Below are 19,242 nucleotides of genomic sequence, written 5' to 3' on the forward strand. Positions count from 1 at the left end.
CATGGCGGCATCCTAAGCCGTCCGGACGCGGTGAGGGGCCCCGGCGCACGAGCGCGCAGGGGCCTGCCGGCATGTCCCCGGGCGATCTTTCCGGTGACCGGTCACCTTTCCCGGGCCCGCGTCGTCAAGGTGGTGAGTCTTCATGAAGGAGTGGACGATGACGTACGACAAGCTGCGCACCGCGGTCGAGGGACGCGTGTGGCTGCCCGGCGACGAGGGGTTCGAGGCGGCGGCCAGGGCGTGGAACCTGACCGTGGCCCAGCCGGTGGCCGCCGTGGTCGAGGCGGCCGACGCCGGCGACGTGGCCGCCCTGGTCCGCCATGCCCGCGAGGAGGGGCTGACCGTCTCCGCCCAGCCGCGCGGCCACGGCGCGAGCGGCACCGCCGACGGCGTGATCCTGCTGCGCACCAGCCGGCTGGACGAGCTGGAGATCCACCCGGCCGAGCGGCGCGCCCGCGCAGGGGCTGGCGTGACCTGGGGGGCGGTGCAGACCGAGGCGGGCAGGCACGGCCTGACCGGCCTGGCCGGCAGCAACCCCGCCGTCACCGTCACCGGCTACACCCTGGGCGGCGGCCTGAGCTGGTTCGGCCGCAGGTACGGCTGGGCGGCCGACAGCGTGCGCGCCTTCGACGTCGTGGACGCCGAGGGCCGGCCCGCCCGGGTGACGGAGGAGAGCGACCCCGACCTGTTCTGGGCGCTGCGCGGCGGCGGCGGCGACTTCGCGCTGGTGACCGCCGTCGAGTTCGACCTGTACGCCGAGCGCGCCCTGTACGGCGGCCGTCTGATGTGGCCCGGCCAGAAGGAGGCCGAGGTGTTCGCGGCCTTCCGCGAGCTGACCGCCGACGCGCCGCCCGAGCTGTCGTTGTGGGTGAACCGGGTCCAGTTCCCCGAGGCGCCCCCGATGGTGACCGTGGACCTGGCCTACCTGGGCGAGGCGGCCGAGGCCGAGGACCTGCTGGGCCGGCTCGCCAAGATCGACGGCGTGCTGAGCGACACGCGGGCCGCCATGGCCACGGCCGACCTCGGCGCGATCACCGCCGAGCCGACCGACCCGGCGCCCGCGGTGTCCCGTACCGAGCTGCTGACCGGGCTGGACGCCGGCGCCGTGGAGATCCTGCTGGCCGAGCCGGTCGGGCCGCTGGTCGCCATGCAGGTCAGGCACCTGGGCGGCGCGCTGGCCCGGCCGGGCGGCGGGGCCGGGGGAGCGCTGGCCGAGCCGTACCTGCTCTACCTGCTCGGCGCCGGGATCAGCCCCGAGCTCGGCCAGGCCGTGCGGGCCAAGCAGGACGCGGTCGTCGCCGCCCTGGGCGACCGGGTCAGCGGGCGCAAGCCGTACACGTTCCTGTCGCCGGGCGAGCGGGCGGCTCAGGCGTTCCCCGAGCCGGCGCTCGCCCGGCTGCGCGAGATCAAGCGGTCGCGCGACCCGCAGGGCGTGTTCCGCGCCAACTACCCGGTGCTGGACTGATCACCAGTTGGCGGGCAGGCCCGGCGTCGTGGCGGGCAGCGCGTGGCCGGCCGGGCGGATGACGTAGACGACGCCGCCGCTGCTCGAACTGCGCAGCCACACGTTCTCGAAGTCGGCGCGCGGATAGACGTGGCGGACGGCGTCGTTGCCGGACGAGGCGGGGTCGTTGGCGATCACGTCGCCCGTCGCGGTGAAGCCGACGATCACCATGAGGTGGCCGTCGGTGCCGTAACCGGCGCCGGGCAGCTCGCCCTTCTTGAACGACTGCGAGGTGATCACCGGGATGCCCGCCTTGATCAGCCGCTCCAGCTCGGTCAGCGTGCGCAGGCGGGTGACGAAGCCGTCCAGGCCGTAGCGGCCGGCGTAGGCGGTGTTGAACGGCCAGTTGCCGGCGCCCTGGTAGGCGTGGTCGTAGGTGTAGCGGGCCGCGTGGTCCACCTCGGGGTTCGGGTCGGACGGGTCCACCCAGGAGGTGTCCTGTGCGCTCGGCCACTTGTCCCAGTAGCCGAGCACCATCGTGGTCGAGGTCGGGCTGCACCACGCCTCGCCGCCGCCGTCCCACTCGGGGTAGTGGCCCGCGTGCACGTTCTGGGAGCGGCGCGGGACGTTCAGCTCGACGCCCCACGCCCCGCCGCCGGGGCTGACCGGGACGGTCTTGCGCTCGGGCACGTTCGAGGCCATCGCGCCGAACGTGCGCACCCGGGGCGTCACGGCCGTGCCCGGCCTGCGGTAGAGGGTCAGGCGGAGCTGGTACGCCGACAGCTGCCGCCCGGACGCCGCCACCAGCGTGTCCACGGCGACGGACCCGTCCGCGTCGCCCTGACCGGCCACGGAGGTGCGCAGGATGTCGCCCTCGGCGTAGGACCAGCGGCCGAGGACGTACCACTTGCTCAGCCCGGCGGTGTTCCTGGCCCTGGCCTCGACCTGCAGCCAGCTTCCCTGGGGCACGTCGGCCGTCCAGGAGGCGATCAGCTGGGTGGCGGGGAAGCCGACCGTGCGCTCGGGGCCGGTCCAGCGGGCGTACTCCCACGTGCTGGTGCCCAGGGCGTCGGTGTAGGAGGTGGTGCCGGCGGCCGCGGCGAACGACAGCCCGTCGGCGGCGGATGTGCCCTCGCCGGTGCCGGTGGCGAAGTCGGCCCGCTGGTAGACGACGTCGGGGACGACCGGCCCCGGCTTCGTCCCGGCGACGTCCTTCCCGGCGACGGCGACGGCGGGCGGTTGGAGGGTGGTGGCCAGCAGGAGTCCGGACAGGAGGACGGTCAGCGCGCGCATGAACCCACCTTGCTCGGAAGGCTTCGGATGCGCCCGACAGTAGGGACATCCGGCGGGCAAGACATCGGGAAATCTACGTATGGGTCATGAAGCTTTCCAGGCGCCGAAACTTTCTCTCCCGATCGGCGCAGCTCGTCGCGGTGTGTGCGGTGGCCGGTGGCGAAAGTTTCTGCATTCGATTGACATGTTTCGGCAGGGTCATCACACTCGCGATCGAGCTTCCCCTTACCGCCGCCCGCTTCGGAGGCAGAACATGATCAGGAAATTGCTCGTCCTGGGCGCCGCCTGCACGCTCGCCGCGGGCATCGCGGTGACCTGGGCCAACACCCCCTCCAACGCCGCCGACTGCAGCGGCGGCTACGTCGGCCTCACCTACGACGACGGCCCCAACCCGGCCACCACCTCCAGCCTGCTCAACGCGCTGACCTCCAACGGCCTGCGGGCCACGATGTTCAACGTCGGCCAGAACGCGCAGAACAACCAGGCCCTGGTCCGCGCCCAGCAGAACGCGGGCATGTGGATCGGCAACCACAGTTGGACCCACCCGCACCTGACGCAGCTGAGCGCCGCCCAGATCCAGTCCGAGCTGCAACGCACCCAGCAGGCGATCCAGCAGGCCACGGGCGCCGCGCCGAGGCTGTTCCGGCCGCCGTACGGGGAGACCAACGCCACCCTCCGGACGGTCGAGCAGCAACTCGGACTCACCGAGGTCCTCTGGGACGTCGACTCCCAGGACTGGAACGGCGCGAGCACCGCCCAGATCGTCCAGGCCGCCGGCCGGTTGCAGAACGGCCAGGTCATCCTCATGCACGACAACTACGCCACGACCATCGCCGCGATCCCGCAGATCGCCGCGAACCTGCGCGCCCGCAACATGTGCGCGGGCATGATCTCGCCGGCGACCGGCCGGGCCGTCGCGCCCGACGGGAGCGGCCCGACCAGCCCGCCGTCGTCCCCGCCGCCCGGCGGCACCTGCACGGTGACCGTCTCCGCGGGCCAGCAGTGGGCCGACCGCTTCAACCTGTCGGTCACGGTCTCCGGCACGGACTCCTGGATCGTCACCGTCACCATGCGCAGCCCGCAGAAGATCATCGCCACCTGGAACGGCACCCCGGCCTGGGACGGCACCGGCAACGTCATGACGATGCGGCCGAACGGCAACGGCAACACCTTCGGGTTCACCGTCCAGCACAACGGCAACTGGACCTGGCCCGCGGTCTCCTGCCGGGTGGGGTGAGGCCGGTCCCGGTATGGAATGCTCTCCGCCATGCTGATAAGGAACGGGACAATTGATGACATTTCCCCGATCGTGGCGTTGCACGTGGAGAGCTGGCGTACGGCCTACGCGGGCATCATGCCCGACGGTTTCCTGAACGGCCCCCTGGACGACGACCGGCTCGCGCTCTGGCGGGAGCGGCTGGACCCGCCCGTCCGGGGAGCGGGCCTGTTCGTCGGTCACGACGACGAAGGAAAGCTGCTCGGCTTCGCCTACCTGCTGCCGGCCCAGGACGGCCGCATCCTGCTCGACAACCTGCACGTGCGGCCGGGGAGCACGGGCTCGGGCGCCGGATCGCGGCTGCTGCGGCACGGGCTGGCCTGGGCGGCGGACGAGCATCCCGGCCGGGAGGTCTACCTGGAGGTGCTCAGCGCGAACACCCGGGCCATCGGCTTCTACGAACGGCACGGCGCACGCCGCACCGACGAGCGGATGTGCCGTTTCCCGCAGGGGTTCGAGCTGCCCGAGCTGGAGTACGCCTGGCTGAACTGACCCTCCGGCGACGCGCGCCGCAGGCGGTCAGGTGAGGGCGTCGCGCGTCCAGGAGCCCAGGACCAGCAGGGATTTGGTGCCGGTGACGTTGCCGGCCCGGCGCAGCCGGTCGATGACCTGCTGGAGGTGCCCGAGGTCGCGCACCCGTACGTGGATCAGGGCGTCGGGGTCGCCGGCGATGGTGAAGACGGCCTGCACCTCGGGCACGTCCGTCGCGGTGCGGACGATCTCGCCCACCGGCGTGGTCCCCGGGTACCGCAGCTCGGTGAACGCCTCGATGCCCCAGCCGAGCTTGGCGTAGTCGATCTGGACGGTGAACCCGGTGATCACCCCGATCTCCCTGAGCCGGTCGACCCGCCGCTTGACCGCCGCCACCGACAGTCCGACCTGGTCGGCCATCTCGGAGAAGGTGCGGCGGCCGTCCTCGCGCAGCAGCCGGAGCACCTGATGGTCGATGTCGTCGATGTCCGGCATGTGAGAATCCTCCTTGGTGACGCAAAGATCTTCTGCGCCAGAATCGCCCAGCTCACATTATTTGCGTCTTCGTTGTGGTTTCACGTCTGATACTTGCGCACAGTAGCTCTCCGTTGCTGTGCTGGGAAACCCCACATACGCATTGCCCGCCAGGAGGTTCGCGTGAGCGTGAACAGCGCGACCGTGTCGCTCGACGACAAGTACGCCGCGCCGGACGGCCGGGTGCTGATCTCCGGCATCCAGGCCCTCGTCCGGCTGACCCTCGAACAGCGGCGCCTGGACCGGGAGCGCGGCCTGAACACCAGGGCCTTCGTCTCCGGCTACCAGGGCTCCCCGCTAGGCGGCCTGGACCTGGAGATGGGCCGCGCGGCCCGTTTCCTGGACGAGGCCGGCGTCGTCTTCAAGCCCGGACTCAACGAGGAGCTGGCCGCGACGGCCGTGGCCGGCACGCAGCTCCTCGGCCAGGTCCCCGGCCGCAGCCACGACGGCGTCACCGCCTTCTGGTACGGCAAGAACCCCGGCCTCGACCGCGCCGCCGACGCCATCAGGCACGGCAACATGGCCGGCACCGCCGCGCTCGGCGGCGCGGTGGCCTGGATCGGCGACGACCCCGGCTGCAAGTCCTCCACCGTGCCCAGCTCGTGCGAGCCGATGTGCCAGAGCCTGTCGATGCCGCTGCTCGCGCCCGGCTCGGTCGCCGAGATCATCGAGTTCGGCCTGCACGCCGTCGCGCTGTCCCGCGCCACCGGCCTGTGGACCGGGCTGAAGATCGTCGCCGACATCGCCGACGCCTCGGCCACCGTCGAGCTGGGCGCGCCGTACGACATCCCCTTCCCCGACCACGCCGACCGCGGGAAGTCGCCGATCCTGGTCGGCCCCTCCGCCCTGGACGCCGAGTACGACCTGCTCACCCGCAGGCTGGAGCTGGCCCGCGACTACGGCCGAAGGCACGGGCTCAACCGCGTCATGCGCGACGCCCCCCGCGCCACGCTCGGCATCCTGGCCTCCGGCACCACGTACGCCGTGGTCCTGCGCGCCCTGGCCGACCTCGGCCTGGACGAGAACGCCACCGAGGACCTCGGGCTGCGCCTGATCCGGCTCGGCATGCCGTTCCCGCTGGCCGAGGCCGACCTGGCCGCCATGACCTCCGACCTCGACCGGGTGCTGGTGGTCGAGGACAAGGTGCCGTTCCTGGAAGGGCAGCTCAAGCAGGCCCTCTACGGCGGCGAGCGCGCCCCCGTCGTGTCGGGCCGGGACCTGCTGACCGCCCGCGGCACCCTCGGCGCCGAGGACGTCGCCAAGGCGCTGGCCGCCTGCCTCGGCCCCGACCGGCTCCCGCGCGGGACGGTCCACCTGTCCCGGCCCGCGTCCGCCGCGCGCCGCCTGCTGCCGATGGTCGCCGCGCGCACGCCGTACTTCTGCTCCGGCTGCCCGCACAACTCCTCCACCCGCACGTCCGACGACACGCTGGTCGGCGTCGGCATCGGCTGCCACGCCATGATCGCCCTCGACGGGCACGGCCGCGGCACCCAGATCGGCATCACCCAGATGGGCGGCGAGGGCGCCCAGTGGATCGGGCTCGCGCCGTTCACCCGGGACCGGCACTTCGTGCAGAACCTCGGCGACGGCACCTTCCACCACTCCGGCTCCCTGGCCGTGCGGGCCGCGGTGGCCGCCGGGGTGACGATGACCTACAAACTGCTCTACAACGACGCTGTCGCCATGACCGGCGGCCAGCGCGCCGAAGGGCGGCTCGACGTGCCCGCGCTCACCCGCTCGCTGGCCGAGGAGGGCGTGCGCAGGATCGTCATCACCACGCCGGAGCCGGAGACGTACCGCGGGGTGCGGCTCGCGCCGATCGCCTCCGTGCGGCACCGCGACGACCTCGCCGACGTCGAGCGGGAGCTGGCCGCGCTCGACGGCGTGACCGTCCTGCTGCACGACGACAAGTGCGCGGCCGAGGAACGGCGGCTGCGCAAGCGCGGCAAGCTGCCCACCCCGACGGCGAAGGTCGTGGTCAACGAGCGCGTCTGCGAGGGCTGCGGCGACTGCGGCGACGTCTCGACGTGCCTGTCCGTCCAGCCCGTCGAGACCGAGTACGGCCGCAAGACCCGCATCCACCAGCCGTCGTGCAACTCCGACCTGAGCTGCCTCAAGGGCGACTGCCCGTCGTTCCTGCTGGTCGAGCCCGGCACCAGGGCGCCGCGCGAGCTGCCGCCGCTCCCGGTGCGGCTGCCGGAGCCGGTCGTCCGGCTCGACGGCGACGCCGAGACGCTGATCCGGATGCCCGGCATCGGCGGCACCGGCGTCGTCACCGTCTCGCAGATCCTGCAGATGGCCGCCCACCTCGACGGCCTGCACGCCGCCGGCATCGAGCAGACCGGCCTCGCGCAGAAGGGCGGCCCGGTCGTCAGCGACGTGCGCATCGCCAAGCGGCCGGTGGACGGCTCGGTGCGCGCCTCCCGCGGCACGGCCGACGTGCTGATCGGGTTCGACCTGCTCGGGGCCGCCGCCGACGCCAACCTCGCCGTCGCCGCCCCCGGCCGGACGGTCGCCGTGGTGAACACCTCCATCGTGCCCACCGCCGCCATGGTCACCGGACGGGCGACCGTGCCCGGCTCCTCGGCCGACGCCGTGGTCAGGCTGGAGTCCGCCACGGAGGGTGCGGACAACCTGTACCTCGACGCGCACGAGCTGTCCGAGGCGCTGTTCGGCGACCACATGCCGGCCAACATGCTGCTGGTCGGCGCGGCGTACCAGCACGGCTGCCTGCCCGTCTCGGCCGCCTCGATCGAGGCGGCGATCAGGCTCAACAAGGCCGCCGTCGAGCAGAACCTCGCGGCCTTCCGCTGGGGCCGGGCCGCCGTCGCCGACCGTGAGGCGGTACGCCGGGCCGCGCTCGCCGAGCCCGCCGAGCGGCCCGAGACCGGCCTGGAGGAGACGCTGGCCCTGCGGGTGGCGGACCTGACCGGCTACCAGAACCAGACCTACGCCCGTACCTACGAGAGCGACGTCAGGCGCGTGATCGCCGAGGCGGCCAGGCGGGCGGGGGAGGAGGCCGGCGCGCGCGTCGGGCTCGCCTACGCCCGCTCCCTGCACAAGCTCATGGCCTACAAGGACGAGTACGAGGTCGCCCGCCTGCACCTCGACCCCGAGGAGCAGGCCAGGCGCGAGCGCGAGTACGGCGCCGACGCGGTCGTGTCCGTGCTGCTGCACCCGCCGCTGCTGCGCGCGATGGGCATGAAGCGCAAGATCCGGCTGCGCCGCTCCGCGCCGGTGCTGTTCCGCGGTCTGCGGGCCGCCCGCGTGCTGCGCGGGACCGCCCTCGACGTGTTCGGCCAGGCCGAGGTCCGCCGGGTCGAAAGGGAACTGATCACCGAATATCGTGATCTCATGCGTGCCGCCCTCGCCCGGCTGACCCCCGGCACGATCGACGCCGTCGCCGAGATCGCCGGCCTTCCCGAGTCGATCCGCGGGTACGAGGACATCAAGCTCGCCCGCGTCGCCGAGTTCCGTGAGCGGGCCGCGGCCGCCCTGGCCCGCCTCGCCGAAGCCGCACCCAAGGAGTCGTCGTGACCGTTGACCGCCTGCTCCCCGACCAGGACGCCAAGGACCTGATCGAGCTGACCCGCGACATCGCCGACAAGGAGCTCGCGCGCCGGGTCGACGAGCACGAGCGCGCGGAGACGTACCCGGAGGGGCTGTTCGCCACCCTCGGCGCGGCCGGGCTGCTCGGCCTGCCCTACCCCGAGGAGTTCGGCGGGGGCGGCCAGCCGTACGAGGTGTACCTCCAGGTGATCGAGGAGCTGGCGGCCCGCTGGGCGGCGGTCGCGGTGGCGACCAGCGTGCACACGCTGGCCTGCTTCCCCGTGGCCGCGTACGGCACCCCCGAGCAGCGCGAACGCTGGCTGCCCGACATGCTGGCCGGACGGATCGTCGGCGGCTACAGCCTGTCGGAGCCGCAGGCGGGCTCGGACGCGGGCGCGCTCACCTGCCGCGCCGAGCGCACCAAGAGCGGCGACTACCGCATCACCGGCAACAAGGCCTGGATCACCCATGGCGGCATCGCCGACTTCTACGCCCTGTTCGCCCGTACCGGCGAGCGCATCTCCTGCTTCGTCGCGCCCGGCGCGGCCGAAGGGCTGACGTTCGGCCGCCCCGAGGAGAAGATGGGCCTGCACGCCGTGCCCACCACCAGCGCCCACTGGGACGGCGCCGTCATCGACGGCGACCGGCTGATCGGCGAGGAGGGCCAGGGCCTGCAGATCGCCTTCAGCGCCCTCGACTCCGGCCGGCTCGGCATCGCCGCCTGCGCCGTCGGCCTGGCCCAGGCGGCCCTGGACGAGGCCGTCGCCTACGCCAAGGAACGGCAGACCTTCGGCAAGCGCATCATCGACCACCAGGGCCTCGGCTTCCTGCTGGCCGACATGGCGGCGGGGGTGGACAGCGCGCGGGCGACGTACCTGGACGCCGCCCGCCGCCGCGACGCCGGCCTCGACTACAGCCGCCAGGCCAGCGTGGCCAAACTGGTCGCCACGGACACCGCCATGAAGGTCACGACGGACGCAGTCCAGGTGTTCGGCGGCTACGGGTACACCAGGGAGTTCCGGGTGGAGCGCTACATGCGCGAAGCCAAGATCATGCAAATCTTTGAGGGGACGAACCAGATCCAGCGACTGGTGATCAGTCGTCATCTGGCCAAGTAGCCTTTGACGTGCGGAAACCCCGCTTCCCTGTGGTGGGAGGCGGGGTTCACTGTGTGGGGATCGGGCGTCTAGATGATCACTGTTCCGTGCCTGTTCCGTGAGAGACCTCGCGTGGACGGAACAGGCGGTTGTCGATGGCCTTGCGGGCTCGGTCGTGGGAGCCGGGCATCAGGTGGGCGTAGACGCGGAGGGTGAACCCGGGGTCGGCGTGGCCGAGGTACTCCGCGAGTTCCCTGACCGAGACGCCGCCAGCCAGCATGACGCTCGCGTAGTAGGCCGGTCATGAACAACAACCTCCGCTACGCACTGGCCGCAGCCCGCCTCAACACCACCGACGTCGCCGCCGCCCTGGCCGTCGACCCCAAAACCGTCAGCAGATGGCTCAACGGCCGCATCCCCTACCCCCGCCACCGCTGGGCCGTCGCCGACCTCCTCAACGTCGACGAAGCCGCCCTATGGCCAGAAACCGCGCCGAGACACCCGGCACTCGCCGACGGGATACACGCCGTCTATCCCCACCGCTGGGCCATCCCCCAAACGACCTGGCGCACCCACTTCAACAACGCCACCAGGGACATCGACATCCTCGCCTACAGCGCGTTGTTCCTCGCTGAGGATCCAGCCATCCAGCGCGTCCTCGCTGAGAGGGCCGGGGCCGGCGTCCAGGTCCGCATCCTCCTCGGCGACCCCGAAGGCCCGGAAGTCGCTGCGAGGGGAGTCGACGAAGGGATCGGCGCCGAGGTGATGGCAGCCCGAATCAAGAACGCCCTCACGCTGTACCGCCCGCTGCTCGACGCGCATGGAGTCGAGATCCGGCTCCACCGCACCGTCCTCTACAACTCCCTCTACCGCGCAGACACCCAGCTCCTGGTTAACACTCACGCCTACGGCACCCCCGCAGCCAACGCCCCCGTCATGCACCTCACCCCGACCGACGACGAGGGGCCGGCGAACACCTACCTCACCAGCTTCAACCGCATCTGGACCACGGCCCAGCCCCACAACCACTAGCTCAAACCTCAGCAGGAACAGCTACGGTCAGACCAGAAAGCAACTTCTCTCCACGTCATCAAGGGCAGCCCGCCTGCGGCGGCCTGCCGCGCGTTTGGTGGTCGCTGGCCGCGCTGCGGCTCTTCGGCCGGTCGCGGCCAGCACCACCCACGCGCTGTCAGACAAGCTCGGCGACGAAGAACTCAACGATGGCTGCTCCTACCGAGATTATGGCTCCCAGGCAAGAGATGTGGCGAGGGCGTCCTTAGGCAATGGCCAGAGGCCGCGATTGATCTGCCCCCATCGCTCGGCGCCTAACTTCCCTTTGAAGTTTTGGCGTTTGTGCTCGCATACCTGATTGCATCCGAAGAGAAGCCCGCTGACGTTGTACCAGCAACGTTGGCCCTCTGTTCGGTTCTTAGCACCACACTGTTCTTGTAGAGATCAAGCGGCGGCGCGGCGCGCCGCCGTACCCTCGACCCTCGCCCGCCCGCCATCCGTGCGTGCGGCCTGGGGGTCGGTCCCGGACGGCAGCGGGACCCGGGCCGGGCACCGCGCGCCGGCCCCGCCGTAGCAACCGAACGCCCCGGCCAGGGTTGCCGCGCCGCCGCACAGATGCAGCCCTACGATCGCCACGGTATGGCTGAACGCCGTACGTGCTTGGGGGCGATCGACGAGCCAGGGCTCGTTCCTCACCCTGGCTCACCGAGTAACGTGGCTGATCTTCGGACTGCGGACAGGTTAACCAACTAGGCTCCGCCCATGCCCAAAGGCAAGGCTTTCTTAGCTCTGGTGTGGCGGATATCTTCACCGACCATGAATGCCCAGTACGCGTGGTCTGATCTCTTCCGGCAGCCGCCCTCGTGACCGTCATGCCACTCCTGCGTCGCTTCTGATAGTGAGCCTGGCGAGCACGGAACAGACAAAGGGGGACGATGTCACCCTGCTCTCGCCAGTCACTTCACGAGCCGGCCGTTGCTTTTGCTGGTCTTATCGCTGTCTCTCCCTAGATCGGGGTCAGCATGAGAACGCGTAGATGGACGTGGCGCAGCACTCGTCTGTGGAGGGTATTGGGCTGCCATCAAATGCTCAATGCTGGCTGCCATATTTGGGCGCCCTGCCTTATCGAATCCCAATGCCATCAGCGTCATAAGCATGCGTTTTTGATGGTCCTGAGGAAAGCTTGAGACGAAGCCTCTTAGAAGCTCGAGCAGCTGATACTCAACGGGGACATCAGTGAGCGGCACCAGCTTGCGGATCGCACTGGTCACCTCAGTGAGGGAGCTGAGCACGTTCATCAACTGGTCGGCCGACAGCGTGGCACTTAGGGCTTTTGTCTGTGGATCGAGCCACCATGGCACGGCGGTGGCTGGATCGCTGAGAATCCGACGGAGATGCTCAGCGCGTTGTGCTTCTACAGTGTCGTCAATACCTTGTGCACGCCGCCGAGCCAGAAGTTGTCGAACCGCGTCTCCGTCTTCTGCCGACAACCCCAAGGAGATCGAAGCTGACACGTAGACATCCGGGTACCTGGAAAGGGTCCGCCTCGCCTGAAGGTGCAGTGCGCAGACATCATGAGCAGCGGCTATATCGGCGGGATCACATCGACGGGTGACATCGGCCGCTGCATGACGCACTAGGTTACGGATGACCGTCGAGCTTTCGTGAGGAGCGTGCATGAGGGCCTTGAGGTCGCCAGTGGGCAAGGCGCTCATGCGTGCGTGAAACGCGATGCCCGGGCAGGACGAGGGCAGACGCGCAGGGAAGTTCGTGATGCCCTGCCGCAGCTGGCGCTCGGCTCGGCGGCGTGTCAACCAAGTTTCCACCGGCTAGCTTTCTGCAAGGGTGGCTGAAGGGCTGGGAGCGTGGACTCGCTGCCAGAGCAGGCGGCGCACGCGAGCGAGCCCGCCGGGATGAGGCTCCGGCTCAACGGTGGTGTCGTACAGGAGTGCGGAGACCGGGCTGGCGGTCAAGTGGTGCTGGACAATTTGATCCAGCAGGTCCAACGTCGTTGATTCGGGCAAGGTGCCTGCGACGATGCCGTATGCCCAGGCCGTGAGCACCGCTCGGGCCGCTCCGTCGAGCGTTTCGTCAAACAGCGTGGCCCGCCAGGCGTCCAGGAGGGTTCCTCTGACTTCCGGTTTCTCGTCGGCGACGACCAGCAGTTCCTTCAAATTTGAGTACGAGGGTCGCGGGTCCACCATGGCGAGGAAGGCACGTCGGCCCGACAGCAACCCATCCTTGACTGCCCATCTAGTGATGGTCGGCCAGACGTCCTTGACCAGCAAGGTGGGGTGAGCTGCCATGAGCCTAACGGCCTTTTCTGCAGCCCTTACAGCTTCATCGTCTTGAGGACGCCGGAGAATCCATTGCAGCCGTACCAGCGCCTGCCGGGGGTAGTGTTCAGCGAAGGTCATCTGGCACACCAAGGCCACGGTAGTCGCGAGGTCGAGCGATGCCTGGGCCCACGTGAGCAACTGATCCCGTACCACCGGTCCCAGGGCGGCGTCCTGGGCGGCCTCGTTCAGAATCGCGGCCACAAGGGGTCGGCGGTCGGTTGCCGCACCTTCGGCCTCCACCCATTTTTGGACGAGTCGCAGCAGCCGTACATCTGTGTGAGCGGCGGCAAGACGTACCAGCATCCTGCCGATGTGCTGCAGATGTTCTTCGGCTTCGGCCTTAGGAGCGGTGATCCTAGTGATCCACTCCAACAATGGCTGGTGAAGATCGGGGCGCTGCGTCCAGACCCGTTCGATAGTGGCCTTGTCGAGTCCCGGCTTGCCCGCCAGAGAGACGTTCTGTCCCTTCTTGGTCGCACCGATCGCCTCGAACCTCGTCTTAAGCTCTTCCCCTGCCAGAATGCGACGAACACTGCTGGTGTCGCTGTTGCCGGTGGACGCCGGCACGCCCACTAGATCGCGAGCCACGGATTGAATGCGCAGCATCGGCGCCTCACCGACAAACGCAGCAGAGATCAACAGGGCACGATTGTCAACGTTCTTGTCTCCCTCGCCTCCGAAGACTTTGGTCAGGTGCGTGTCCCATTGCTGGAATGCATCGATCGCAGCTTTGATGCCATCCTTGTCATCCGTCGCGCCGGCCAAAAGCGTAGCGAGATATGCAGCGTCGGCCGGTGCAGTGTCGTCCGTGATCAGGTGAGCGCACGAACCTGGCTGTGCTCCATCGTGAGGCAGCCTCAGCCAGGCCGCGCGAGCGGACTTCCCATGGATCTTTTCCAGATGAGCTATGGCTATCTCGCGGGGCTCCGGCCGCTCCAACGCCGGAACGAACGGCGCCGCCACTGTCCCAGTGCCGTGCGGCCAGCCGGACTGGTTGGAGATCAGAATGAGACAAGATCCCTCCTCGCGCAGACGAGCGGCGCGCGCCACCAAGGCGGAGGCTGTTTCCAGGGGATTGGACCATTCGGAGATCTCGGCGCTGACGTCGAGCAGATAACCGCGATTCGCCTCGACGGGAAGCACGCTCGCTTGCGGGGTCTTCCTCTCCCAGTCAGGGGTGAGCTGCTGCAGCTTCAGGGGCTTTCCCCCAGCAGCTACTCTCTCATCGGAATACTCGATGAGCGCGCGAATGGCACTGGACCGCTTGCCCATGCCGGGGGCACCACCGATCACTGCCAGCCCGCCCGATTGAAGCCGTTCGACTAGGCTGGAGACCACGTCAACCTGCACCCATGCTGCGCGCAGCGTCGCGAGCTCCTCCTCTGGAATGTCATCCTCTGGCAGCGTTTCACCGAAGTAGATGGAGCCGAGTGCTTGGAAGATCTTGGCGCTGTCCCTTGCTACAGCGCTCATCTCAATGGGCCGATCTACGTCACCATGCGGCAGATCCCCAGACGGATAGCTCTCGTCGATCACGGCACTCCCAATAGTGGTCGTCAGACACCATGGCCATTATCCAGATGATCTGGCTGCCGGTCATGGAGTAAAGCAGACGTGTGTGTACGCGGTTATCTATACACGTGTTTTAGCAGCCAAAAGGGCTCCACCGCGTGCTCATGGCACCCAGCAAGACGATACGAGGGTGAGAGATAGCGGAAACAGTTAGGCCTCACTCCTTAAACAGAGACGAACCAATATCCACGCGTCGAAGGTGATCTCCATGGCGCTGAACGAACATGACGTCGGCCATCTCCTTCAAGCGCCCGACGAACAGCACGGCCTGCACGGGGAAGGATCATGTTCAGAGGAGAGTGGCCACCTGTTCGACCAGCCCCATAGCTGGCGTCGCCCCGTGGATAGTTCGGCCGCGCCTGGCGTGATATGTCCGATCATGCATAGCAGCGTGGACCTTCCTCGACGGCCTGGGTCACCGCTCATGGATGGTCTGGTCACGGCCGGCCTGATAGACGCGCCCGCGCCCGCTGGCCTGCGCCTTCATGACCAGCGAGCCGATCCGCTCCCGCTCGACCGGTTGCAGTGCTGGGGTGAGCACCTCGTCCAGCACTCGCTGGATTTCGCCTGCCAGAGATGGATCGACGCGCAGCAGCTGCTGCAGCCGCACCTGCCAGGCCCCGGCCAGGGCTTGCTCGGTGTCGGCGTCGCCCTCGCGGCGAGCCTCGATCACCTGCTCGCGGACCTCGACCAGCTCCGCCTCGACGACCTGGACCTGCTCGGGGCGAGCCTTGCGCCACAACGCGACCGCGCCGTCGCGAGCAGACTGCCAGGCGTCGGTGGCCATTGCCGTCACCAACGCGGTACCCGCCGCCAATACAATTGGATCCACATTGACCCCCTCACATGCGAAGATCGACCCTCACGGTAGGTGAAACACATGGGCCATCGATCAAGCAGCATGACTCATCCGGGGTATCGTCGACGATCATGCATGCGTTACCGCAGCTAGTGGCTCACTAGCTGCAGTAACGTTCCCAGGATCAACCTGATCGGTAATCCCTACCACTTGCAAGCGCCCCATAGCGCTCCTGACATCGTCACGAGCGGAACAGTCTTGCACCGCCAAGCTGCGGGCCCTTGAGGGTCTCTCACGTAGTCTGATCGTTTCGTACGACGTCACCCGGTTGAGCAGCGGCGTCGGCCCTGGGTCACGCTCCTACGCTTCACTCGTAATGATGGACAGGGCGACCACGACGCCGGCGACGTTCGCGGGGACTTACTGAACTTGATTGGGCGACGTCGGATGATTGCCTGACAGTTGAGAGGTGGGTCCGGTAGGTCTGTGCGGGTGAACGCCTCCATGCCCAACCAGACCATCTCTCAGGACGACGAGACCACCTCCGTCACCGAGAGATTGAAGAACCTGTTTAAGAAGAACAGGAAGATCGTCATCATCATCGGTGGCACGGCCCTCGTCGTCGCCACCGGCGTGCTCATCAGTCGCACCGGGGGCAGGTCGTGACCGAGGACACCGAGGGCCTCGAGTTGTACCTGGACCCCGTAGCCGAGGACCCGAAACGCAAGTCCCCTTCCAGACACGAGGTAGCGCAATACCAGAGGACGACTAAATTCGGGATTCAGACTGTTCGGCCTCATGAGCGGGGCGGCTCCATGGCGGCCTGAAGCCGACAGCGCTCCCGCCTCGCCCTCCCGGCGTCGGTCAGCCGGCGCCCGCGTATCTCTCGCCCAACCAGAACTACAGGAACCGACACACTACTGTCAGACCGATACCCTCGACATCACCCAATCAAAATCAGTAACCACAAGCTGAGCCTTACGCAGGTGTGACGGAACTTCGCAGAGTTCGGTGCGAATCGGAAACAGGCCCTACCTCACGCCAGAGCTCCTCGTCCGGACGAGTATCCCGATAGGCAATTTTTCTAACGCTGCTGCTAACAATAGCCCTGAACGATCATGAACGAGTGTGGAATCCCTGAGACCAAACGTCCCTTCCGAACTGGTGCTCATGCCGATAATGAGCACCTAGGACGTCTCCGATCTTGCTACGGATCAGATGCTAAAGCACGATCGCACGTTGCATGCTGTACAGCAACACCAACGTACATGAGCACACGCCCGAAGGGTCCCGAAGCACTAATGACCGTATATCGACCGCCCAAATGATCGGGGTCCCGATTATCGCATAGAGTAGAATTACGACTTTACTTTCGGCACTCCACCCTTGCGTCCAATGGAGAAGGCGATCCGATAGACGTCGGGTAGGTCAATGCGGCCATCCTTACGTCGTCGCATCACACCAAGTTCGATGAGTTCCTCAATGAGTCCGGAGTATCGGTCAGGGTACCGCGGACCAGTCCTTACTTTCTCGCCCTCGACAACATATGCTGCCTGCCGTTGCAGAGCTTCAGTCAGCCCATGTTCGGACCACAGATCGATCACGGCGCCCTCATCGATCGGTACTTGCTGCCCGGCCAAGGGATCGATGGCCACTTGCACCCACGGTAGGTCTTCCTTAATTTCCCCCACACGGGTTGCCGATGCAGCTTGCACTCCACGTCGAATGCCTTCATGGTGAATAGCGTACTCATGCGCAGCGTACTGAGCAGTGGTCTCCTCCACAGCTTTGGTCAGCGCACTAAGAAAACTGCGAGGACTGACCTGTTCGGCGCCGTCCATCAAGTGATTGGGAAGCCATGTATAGGTATGACCCTTGCGAAAGTTCGCACCCATATATGGGCCAGCGATCGCTGTGAACAACTCAGCCTGTTGTTGTTCGTCGCCGAGAAGATGTGGAGGCGGAAGGTGTCGTCCGGGAGTAGCTTCGATCCAGCCCGGGATCTCCGCACGGAATCGTTCCGCCGAAGGAGAGTCATTATTCCCAAGATAGTGAAAAAGCAATCCAAGTCTCTCGACCAGTTCGTCGGCCAGTGCCGTATGCGCCTCGGTGATGAGCTGAGGGATCAACTCCAGCGGCGGCGCATCCGCCGCGGACAGCTCCGACTCCTCCGCAGCCTTGTCGGCCTTGCGGCGGCGGGTACGGAACTCCTGGTATTCCGCGAACCGGTTCAGCACCTTCATGTCCACCCGGTTCGGGTGCTCGGCCAAGACCTTCCGGCCTCGGTCGGTGATCCGGGTGACGCCTCGACGAGGCCGCTCCAACAAGCCGGCTTGGGCCATGTGAGTGACGGACCATGCGATCCGATTGTTGAAGAGCTTCTGTCCGCCCGACGGCAGCATCTCCGCGCGCTCGTCCGCGCTCAACTCGAAGCGGTCGGCCATGGATGCGATCACCTCAGCGGACTCATGGTCACCGCCGTCGAAGTGCATCTCCAGAACGGGCCGCATCAAGGCTTGAAAGTCGGGGATCGGCACGGCACTCCTCCGGTTACCGGCAACGTCAATCAGGGCCGCCATGACGATGGACGGGTTGGGAACCTCCTCGGTCAGGCGGCGTGATCCATCTTCAAGCCTGTGCCACGCCGCTGGACAGCGATTGCCTCAATCGACATCTGGAATCTGACGGAGGAGAGCCGAGGCGGGAGGTGACAGTAGCGCTGACAGCAACGTCAGCCACCAGAGGCATCTGACGACAGCCGTACACGTCGCTCCGAGCTCGGTCTCCATTGGAGGAGCAGGGTGGTTGCTCCGCCTGAAAATCGGACAGTCGTGCTGGCCGCCCGAGGAAGCTATCTCCGCATGAAAGGGACGCCGTAAACAGGCGGTTGGCCGTTCATCAGCCCGGTCAGGTCCTCATCAGTGAGGGCAAGCTCGTGGGCGTTGCCTGCTTGTCGCGGATCCCAGCCGTGAGTGAGCGCCGTGCGTATGGTCGCCGTCACGAGCGCCGGCCGTATGGCCATCGTCTGTTCTCCCCACCAGGCGTCCGGGCGTGAGCAGGGAAGCGACACCAGAAGGACGCGACCCGACGCACCGGCCACTTCCACTGCGAACGTCATTGGGCCCCAGCTGTTCCCCTGGCAATACGTGGGCTTATGACGGATGCGCCAGCGGAAGGCGGTGCCATCAACGGTGATGAGCCGCGAGCCCTTCTTCGGGATCGCCATGAGAGACCTCCTGCTCTGTTCCGTCGCTGTTCCGTGGGAGGGTCTAGAACAGTGAGAAACGACGAGAGCCGGTCGCAACAGTAACCCCTGGTCAGGCTTCTGATCGACAGATTTTCGCTGGTGGCTGCGTAGGGCATCGGAGAACATGCAGATCTTCGAGGGCACCAACCAGATCCAACGCCTGGTCATCGCCCGCCAACTCGCCAAGTAGCCCCTGACGTACGAGAACCCCGCCTACCGGTCCCTGGGAGGCGGGGTTCTCTGCATGGGGACTCAGCTCTGGATGATCACTGTTCCGTGAGAGACCTCGCGTTGCTGATCCAGGCCTGAACGTGCGACGGTTTGATGCTCTTCGCCTGGCGCCTGGCGCCTGGCGCTTGGCGAAGGCCGGCGCGACGTGGAATTAGTGTATGTGTACCTTCGTCGCCAGGGCGACGATGCGCGAAGCGAGCCGGGCATGCGGCCCAGATCGTCCAGGTGTACCTTGCTGGCGTCCGGGTCGATGGAGTCGCCGCGGGCGATGTCGGCGGCCATGGCGGAATCTTTCGTTCGCCGTCGGCCTTGCGGTCCAAGCACTTCGTCCCCGACCACGCTCCTCGAAATACGACCAATGGTTGAATTTGTCATGGTT

15 protein-coding genes are annotated in these 19,242 nt (G+C 67.4%); 7 read left to right on the forward strand and 8 right to left on the reverse strand.

Translation table 11 applies throughout. The annotated features are described in order from the left end of the window. Positions 1-157 precede the first annotated feature (157 nt). The gene (locus tag AB0J76_RS29925) at positions 158-1,465 is read left to right on the forward strand and encodes an FAD-binding oxidoreductase (protein WP_352318853.1); all 1,308 of its coding nucleotides are present in this window, start codon (positions 158-160) and stop codon (positions 1,463-1,465) included. Here the strand turns inward: AB0J76_RS29925 and AB0J76_RS29930 are convergent, their stop codons facing one another. Continuing rightward, complete coding sequence (locus AB0J76_RS29930; protein ID WP_352318851.1) at positions 1,466-2,737, reverse strand: C39 family peptidase; 1,272 nt, start codon at positions 2,735-2,737, stop codon at positions 1,466-1,468. A gap of 253 nt (positions 2,738-2,990) precedes the next feature. Between AB0J76_RS29930 and AB0J76_RS29935 the strand changes: the two genes are divergently transcribed. Both AB0J76_RS29935 and AB0J76_RS29940 read left to right on the forward strand, forming a co-directional pair. After that, the gene (locus AB0J76_RS29935) at positions 2,991-3,974 is read left to right on the forward strand and encodes a polysaccharide deacetylase family protein (RefSeq protein ID WP_352318850.1); all 984 of its coding nucleotides are present in this window, start codon (positions 2,991-2,993) and stop codon (positions 3,972-3,974) included. Positions 3,975-4,046: 72 nt separating this feature from the next. Continuing rightward, complete coding sequence (locus AB0J76_RS29940; RefSeq protein ID WP_352318849.1) at positions 4,047-4,505, forward strand: GNAT family N-acetyltransferase; 459 nt, start codon at positions 4,047-4,049, stop codon at positions 4,503-4,505. A gap of 27 nt (positions 4,506-4,532) precedes the next feature. On the opposite strand, the gene AB0J76_RS29945 is transcribed toward AB0J76_RS29940, so the two are convergent. After that, positions 4,533-4,979 (reverse strand): Lrp/AsnC family transcriptional regulator, encoded by a 447-nt coding sequence (locus tag AB0J76_RS29945; protein WP_352318847.1) that lies wholly within the window; start codon positions 4,977-4,979, stop codon positions 4,533-4,535. Between the two features lie 141 nt (positions 4,980-5,120). On the opposite strand from AB0J76_RS29945, the gene AB0J76_RS29950 reads away from it, so the two are divergent. Both AB0J76_RS29950 and AB0J76_RS29955 read left to right on the forward strand, forming a co-directional pair. Then, positions 5,121-8,555 (forward strand): indolepyruvate ferredoxin oxidoreductase family protein, encoded by a 3,435-nt coding sequence (locus AB0J76_RS29950; RefSeq protein WP_364391356.1) that lies wholly within the window; start codon positions 5,121-5,123, stop codon positions 8,553-8,555. Beyond that, positions 8,552-9,685 (forward strand): acyl-CoA dehydrogenase family protein, encoded by a 1,134-nt coding sequence (locus AB0J76_RS29955; RefSeq protein WP_352318844.1) that lies wholly within the window; start codon positions 8,552-8,554, stop codon positions 9,683-9,685. Before AB0J76_RS29950 ends, AB0J76_RS29955 begins: the two co-directional genes overlap by 4 nt. 76 nt (positions 9,686-9,761) lie before the next feature. On the opposite strand, the gene AB0J76_RS29960 is transcribed toward AB0J76_RS29955, so the two are convergent. Continuing rightward, entirely contained in the window at positions 9,762-9,944 is a 183-nt protein-coding gene (locus tag AB0J76_RS29960; protein WP_352318842.1) for a hypothetical protein, read from the reverse strand. Positions 9,945-9,967: 23 nt separating this feature from the next. Between AB0J76_RS29960 and AB0J76_RS29965 the strand changes: the two genes are divergently transcribed. Next, the gene (locus tag AB0J76_RS29965) at positions 9,968-10,696 is read left to right on the forward strand and encodes an XRE family transcriptional regulator (RefSeq protein ID WP_352318840.1); all 729 of its coding nucleotides are present in this window, start codon (positions 9,968-9,970) and stop codon (positions 10,694-10,696) included. Between the two features lie 935 nt (positions 10,697-11,631). Here the strand turns inward: AB0J76_RS29965 and AB0J76_RS29970 are convergent. The 3 genes from AB0J76_RS29970 to AB0J76_RS29980 all read right to left on the reverse strand — a co-directional run bounded on the left by AB0J76_RS29970 (position 11,632) and on the right by AB0J76_RS29980 (position 15,373). Next, positions 11,632-12,189, reverse strand: a complete 558-nt coding sequence (locus AB0J76_RS29970; protein WP_352318838.1) for a hypothetical protein — start codon at positions 12,187-12,189, stop codon at positions 11,632-11,634. A gap of 315 nt (positions 12,190-12,504) precedes the next feature. Further along, positions 12,505-14,550, reverse strand: coding sequence for a hypothetical protein (locus AB0J76_RS29975; RefSeq protein WP_352318836.1), 2,046 nt, complete (start codon positions 14,548-14,550; stop codon positions 12,505-12,507). 451 nt (positions 14,551-15,001) lie between these two features. Then, positions 15,002-15,373: a hypothetical protein gene (locus AB0J76_RS29980; protein ID WP_352318834.1), complete on the reverse strand. Its 372-nt coding sequence runs from the start codon at positions 15,371-15,373 to the stop codon at positions 15,002-15,004. Positions 15,374-15,877: 504 nt separating this feature from the next. On the opposite strand from AB0J76_RS29980, the gene AB0J76_RS29985 reads away from it, so the two are divergent. Further along, positions 15,878-16,051: a hypothetical protein gene (locus AB0J76_RS29985; RefSeq protein WP_352318832.1), complete on the forward strand. Its 174-nt coding sequence runs from the start codon at positions 15,878-15,880 to the stop codon at positions 16,049-16,051. A gap of 692 nt (positions 16,052-16,743) precedes the next feature. On the opposite strand, the gene AB0J76_RS29990 is transcribed toward AB0J76_RS29985, so the two are convergent. Next, on the reverse strand, positions 16,744-17,922 hold the full coding sequence (locus AB0J76_RS29990) for a winged helix-turn-helix domain-containing protein (RefSeq protein ID WP_352318830.1): 1,179 nt from the start codon (positions 17,920-17,922) through the stop codon (positions 16,744-16,746). Positions 17,923-18,236: 314 nt separating this feature from the next. Further along, positions 18,237-18,611 carry a hypothetical protein gene (locus tag AB0J76_RS29995; protein ID WP_352318828.1) on the reverse strand — a complete coding sequence of 125 codons (375 nt, stop codon included), beginning with the start codon at positions 18,609-18,611 and terminating at the stop codon, positions 18,237-18,239. Positions 18,612-19,242 lie beyond the last annotated feature (631 nt).

The sequence above is a fragment of the Nonomuraea sp. NPDC049624 genome (assembly GCF_040675255.1).
GTDB lineage: Bacteria > Actinomycetota > Actinomycetes > Streptosporangiales > Streptosporangiaceae > Nonomuraea.

What these genes read in the sequence shown, in the direction of transcription:
- AB0J76_RS29925 (WP_352318853.1), top strand. Translation starts at nt 158, where the DNA reads ATGACGTACGACAAGCTGCGCACCGCGGTCGAGGGACGCGTGTGGCTG.
- AB0J76_RS29930 (WP_352318851.1), bottom strand. Translation starts at nt 2,737, where the DNA reads ATGCGCGCGCTGACCGTCCTCCTGTCCGGACTCCTGCTGGCCACCACC.
- AB0J76_RS29935 (WP_352318850.1), top strand. Translation starts at nt 2,991, where the DNA reads ATGATCAGGAAATTGCTCGTCCTGGGCGCCGCCTGCACGCTCGCCGCG.
- AB0J76_RS29945 (WP_352318847.1), bottom strand. Translation starts at nt 4,979, where the DNA reads ATGCCGGACATCGACGACATCGACCATCAGGTGCTCCGGCTGCTGCGC.
- AB0J76_RS29960 (WP_352318842.1), bottom strand. Translation starts at nt 9,944, where the DNA reads ATGCTGGCTGGCGGCGTCTCGGTCAGGGAACTCGCGGAGTACCTCGGC.
- AB0J76_RS29965 (WP_352318840.1), top strand. Translation starts at nt 9,968, where the DNA reads ATGAACAACAACCTCCGCTACGCACTGGCCGCAGCCCGCCTCAACACC.
- AB0J76_RS29980 (WP_352318834.1), bottom strand. Translation starts at nt 15,373, where the DNA reads ATGGCCACCGACGCCTGGCAGTCTGCTCGCGACGGCGCGGTCGCGTTG.
- AB0J76_RS29995 (WP_352318828.1), bottom strand. Translation starts at nt 18,611, where the DNA reads ATGGCGATCCCGAAGAAGGGCTCGCGGCTCATCACCGTTGATGGCACC.